4 protein-coding genes and 1 pseudogene are annotated in these 4382 nt (G+C 66.5%); 2 read left to right on the forward strand and 3 right to left on the reverse strand.

Annotation, left to right across the window (positions count from 1 at the left end):
- A pseudogene (locus tag Q0C59_RS18935) lies at positions 1-257 on the reverse strand (cupin); the annotation flags it as partial.
- 164 nt (positions 258-421) lie between these two features.
- Here Q0C59_RS18935 and aroC point away from each other — a divergent pair.
- Positions 422-1522 (forward strand): chorismate synthase, encoded by a 1101-nt coding sequence (aroC, locus tag Q0C59_RS18940; RefSeq protein ID WP_291218493.1) that lies wholly within the window; start codon positions 422-424, stop codon positions 1520-1522.
- A 60-nt stretch (positions 1523-1582) separates the two neighbouring features.
- Entirely contained in the window at positions 1583-2752 is a 1170-nt protein-coding gene (locus tag Q0C59_RS18945) for an MFS transporter (protein ID WP_291218495.1), read from the forward strand.
- On the opposite strand, the gene Q0C59_RS18950 is transcribed toward Q0C59_RS18945, so the two are convergent.
- The gene (locus Q0C59_RS18950) at positions 2718-3608 is read right to left on the reverse strand and encodes a DMT family transporter (RefSeq protein WP_291218496.1); all 891 of its coding nucleotides are present in this window, start codon (positions 3606-3608) and stop codon (positions 2718-2720) included. The two genes, Q0C59_RS18945 and Q0C59_RS18950, sit on opposite strands and share 35 nt — an antisense overlap.
- A 70-nt stretch (positions 3609-3678) precedes the next feature.
- Complete coding sequence (gene aroQ, locus Q0C59_RS18955; protein ID WP_291218498.1) at positions 3679-4137, reverse strand: type II 3-dehydroquinate dehydratase; 459 nt, start codon at positions 4135-4137, stop codon at positions 3679-3681.
- Between the last annotated feature and the right edge of the window lie 245 nt (positions 4138-4382).

A 4382-nucleotide genomic window follows, 5' to 3' on the forward strand; every position in this document is an offset into this window, starting at 1 on the left:
GTCACCTGGTCTTCGTACATGAACTTGGCCCAGCCCTTGATCATGATCACGATCTGGAAGTCCGCCTCGTGCCGGTGCCAGCCCGTGCCTTCTTCGGGCGGCAGGTTGGCCTTGACCAGGTGCGCGATCACCTTGCCGTGGGTGGCCGCGGCGATGCCGAGATCGCGGTAGAGGAAAAAGTCCCGCAGTCCACCACCGACCCAGGGGTTGTCGGTGCCTTTGACGTGCGAGAACAAGGTGCTGGTGCGGTCGAGCATGGTGTGCTCCTTTCTGGGGCTTCGCAGCCATCATTTGCTGCACTGCAGCGCAAAGCACGAAATGTTCCTGTTCAACGCTGGCCCCTGCGACCGGTTTTCCGCCGCACTTCACGCACCAGACTGGCCCACCGGTGCACCAGCGTGCCTCAGGGATAATCCAGCGAATGAGCGGCAACACCTTCGGCACCCTGTTTTGCGTCACCAACTTTGGTGAATCCCACGGCCCGGCCATTGGCTGCGTGATCGACGGCTGCCCGCCGGGCATGGAACTCAGCGAGGCCGACATCCAGGTCGAGCTGGACCGCCGTCGCCCAGGCACCAGCAAGTTCGTCACCCAGCGCAACGAACCCGACGCGGTGGAGATCCTGAGCGGTGTGTACGAGGGCAAGACCACCGGCACGCCCATCGCCCTGCTGATCCGCAACACCGACCAGCGCAGCAAGGACTACGGCAACATCGCCCAGACCTTCCGCCCCGGCCACGCCGACTACACCTACTGGCAGAAATACGGCATCCGCGACCCGCGAGGCGGTGGCCGCAGCTCGGCCCGCCTGACCGCGCCCACCGTGGCCGCCGGCGCCGTGGCGCGCAAGTGGCTCAAGGAGAAATTCGGCACCACGTTTCTCGGCTGCATGACGCAGGTCGGTGATGTGGTCATCCCGTTCGAGAGCTGGGAGCATGTGCCCCACAACCCGTTTTTTGCTCCTGTGGCCGACGTGTCCGCGATCGAGGACTACATGAACGCGCTGCGCAAGAGCGGCGACTCGTGCGGCGCGCGCATCCGTGTGACCGCGCAGGGCATGCCCGTGGGCCTGGGTCAGCCGCTCTACGACCGCTTGGACGCCGACATCGCCTACGCCATGCTCGGCCTCAACGCCGTCAAGGGTGTGGAGATCGGCGCCGGCTTTGCCAGCGTGGCCGACAAGGGCAGCACGCACGGCGACAGCCTCACGCCCGAGGGCTTTGCGGCCAACAAGGCCGGCGGTGTGCTGGGCGGCATCAGCACCGGGCAAGACCTGGAGGTATCGATCGCGATCAAACCGACCAGCTCGATCCTGATCCCGCGCGAGACCATCGATGTGGCGGGGGCGCCTACCGAGATCATCACCAAGGGCCGACACGACCCCTGCGTGGGCATCCGCGCCACGCCGATTGCCGAAGCGCTGCTGGCGCTGGTGGTGATGGACCACGCGCTGCGCCACCGCGCGCAGTGCGGCGACGTGCAACTGCCCACACCCGACATTGCGGCCAAGACCCGCGGCTGAGCCACAGCCCGTTCGGGCTGAGCCTGCCCTTCGACAAGCTCAGGGCGAACGGAAACTCTTGTGAGCCAGAAAAAACAGCTGTTTCCGTTTGCCATGCTCAGCGCGAGCTACTTCGCGCACATCGGCTTCTTCAATCCCTACCTCCCGCTCTGGCTCAAGGAGCTCGGCTTCAGCCTGCTGGCGATCAGCGTGCTGACCTCGGTGCAGTCGGCCTCGCGCCTCTTTGCACCCTACCTCTGGGGCTCGCTGAGCGACCGCACCGGCGAACGCGTGCGGCTGCTGCGTTACGGCGCCACGGTGGCCCTGTTGCTCTCGCTGGGGCTGTGGTTCGACCTCGGTGGTGTGGGCCTCTTCGTGGTGCTGCTGCTGATGTTCACCCACACCAGCGGCATGATGCCCATGAGCGAAGCCGCGCTGGCGCACCTGGTGAGCCACGGCGGCGCGTTCGATGCCAAACGCTACGGCCGCATCCGCCTGTGGGGCTCGCTCGGCTTTCTGCTGACGGTGGTGGCCGCAGGCTTCTGGTTCGAGCGCTTCGGCCTGGTGCACTTTCCCGCGTGGACGCTGGCCACGCTGGCGGCTGTGACGCTCAGCGTGTGGCTGCTGCCCGACTTTCGCGAACCGGGCCATGCCGACGAGGTGCAGCCCGCTGTGTGGCCTGTGCTGCGCCAGCCGCCGGTGCGCTGGTTTTTTGCGGCGGTGTTTTTCCACGTGCTCGCGCACATCTTCATCTACGTCTTTTTCTCCCTCTACCTCGACTCGCTGGGCTACAGCAAGACGGTGATTGGTCTGCTGTGGGCGCTGTCGGTGGTGATCGAGATCGGCTGGTTCTTCACCCAGGGCCGCTGGCTGCCGCGCATGTCGCTGTCGGCGTGGCTGGTGCTGTGCGCCGCCACCATGGCGTTGCGCATGGGCCTTACCGCTGGCTTTCCACTGGTGTGGCCGCTGTTGCTGCTGGCCCAGGCGCTGCACGCCATCACCTTCGCCGCCCACCACACGGTGTGCATCGCCTTGATCTCGCACCATTTTCCGGGGCGACTGCGCGGGCGTGGGCAGGCGCTCTACACCGTGGTGGGCTATGGCCTGCCGGGCGTGGTGGGGGGTCTGGCGGGCGGTTTGCTCAGCTCGGCCATGGGCCTGGCCAGTGTGTTCTGGCTGTCTTCAGCCTGCGCTGCGGTGGCCTGCGCGTGTGCGGTCAGGGCGTGGGCGTTGCAGCGAACCAGCGTTTGAGTGGGTTGAATCCGGTCACCAGCGCCGTGGCCAGCAGCACCAGCGCGCCGCCGGCAAAGATGCCGGGCGACAGCGCCTCACCCAGGAACAGGTGGCCCCAGGTCACGCCGAACACCGGAATGAGGAAGGCCGGGCTCATGGCCGCCACCGGTGTCACGTGGCGGATGATGCGCAGGTGCGCCCAGTAGGCCAGGCCCGAGGTGACCACACCCATGACGAACAGGGCACCGAGTGCCGCTGGTGTGAACCTCGCTTCTGGCCACGCCCAGACAGCACCCGGGAACACCAGAAACATCGCCGCGAGGTGGATGCCTGCGGCAATGGCCAGCGGCTGCATGCGGGTGGTGGCGCGCTTCATGAGCGGAGTGGAGCATCCGTAGCAGGCCGCCGCCAGAATGCAGGCCAGCGCTGCGGCGATGGTGCCTGCGTCGGGCTGCACCGGACCCAGCCGCACGATCAGGCCCACGCCGATGAAACCGCACAGGCAGCCCAGCAGCTTGGGCGCGGTGAGCGTGTCTTCCTTGAACCAGCTGGATGCCAGCGTGCCGAACAGCACCGCCGTGGTGTTGAGCAGGGCGCTGTAGCCAGCCGGCAGGCGCAGCGCGGCCCACGCGTAGAGCAGGAAGGGCGCGGCCACCGACAGCGCGCCGAGCAGCAAGAGTTCGCGCCAGTGTTCCCACGGCCAGTCTTGCTTGAGCCCTCGCATGATGAAAGCCAGCGTGAGGCCGGCCAGCGCCACGCGGCAACCCGCCAGCACCATGGGCCCGATGACCGGGCTGGCGATGCGGATGAACAGGAAGGACGCGCCCCAGAGCGCGGACAGGCCCACAAGCTGGGCGAAGTGGCGGGTTTTCACTTGGCGATTGTGCTGTGCGGCGAAGCGGGTGTCGCTGCCGCAGCTGTCGCACGCCGGACTCGCACCGCGATCAGGCGGCCTGGGCTTTGCGCGCGAGGCCTTCGATGGCCAGTCGGTAACCGTCGGTGCCGAAGCCCACCACGATGCCCGCCGCCGCAGCTGAGATGTAGGAGTGGTGGCGGAAAGCTTCGCGCGCGTGCACGTTGGAAATGTGCACCTCGATCACTGGCAGGGGTTTGACGCCGCTGATGGCATCGAACAGGGCCACCGAGGTGTGGGTGAAAGCGCCGGCGTTGAACACCACGCCGGACAGCTCGCCCGCTTTGAAACGGCGCCCCGCGTCCTGGACCTTGTCGATCAGTGCGCCTTCGTGGTTGCTCTGAAAACATTCAACGGCAAAGCCCAGGCGCTGGCCATGGGCCACGCACTCGGCTTCCACGTCGGCCAGCGTGGTCGCGCCGTAGACCTCGGGCTCGCGCGTGCCGAGCAGGTTGAGGTTGGGGCCGTTGAGGATGAGCAGGGTCTTCATGGCGGGGTGTGGGTCTGGTGGGGTCGTGGAAAGTATAGGTGGCAGGTGGTGTGGCGCTCCCTCGTCCATTGAGGGTTTGTCCCATGTCGGACCCTTTGACAGACGCACCCTGCCGTGGCTCTCGACAGGCGCGCAGACGCAGGATTCATAAGGGGTTGCGGCGTGCGGTGTGAATCTTGCACATACCCCCGCGCGTTCCCCAAAAACTCCAGGAGACATTCAACATGAGCTTTCAGCGCATCCGC

Origin of the sequence: Hydrogenophaga sp., assembly GCF_022844385.1 — a bacterium.
Classification (GTDB): domain Bacteria; phylum Pseudomonadota; class Gammaproteobacteria; order Burkholderiales; family Burkholderiaceae_C; genus Hydrogenophaga.

What these genes read in the sequence shown, in the direction of transcription:
- aroC (WP_291218493.1), top strand. Translation starts at nt 422, where the DNA reads ATGAGCGGCAACACCTTCGGCACCCTGTTTTGCGTCACCAACTTTGGT.
- aroQ (WP_291218498.1), bottom strand. Translation starts at nt 4,137, where the DNA reads ATGAAGACCCTGCTCATCCTCAACGGCCCCAACCTCAACCTGCTCGGC.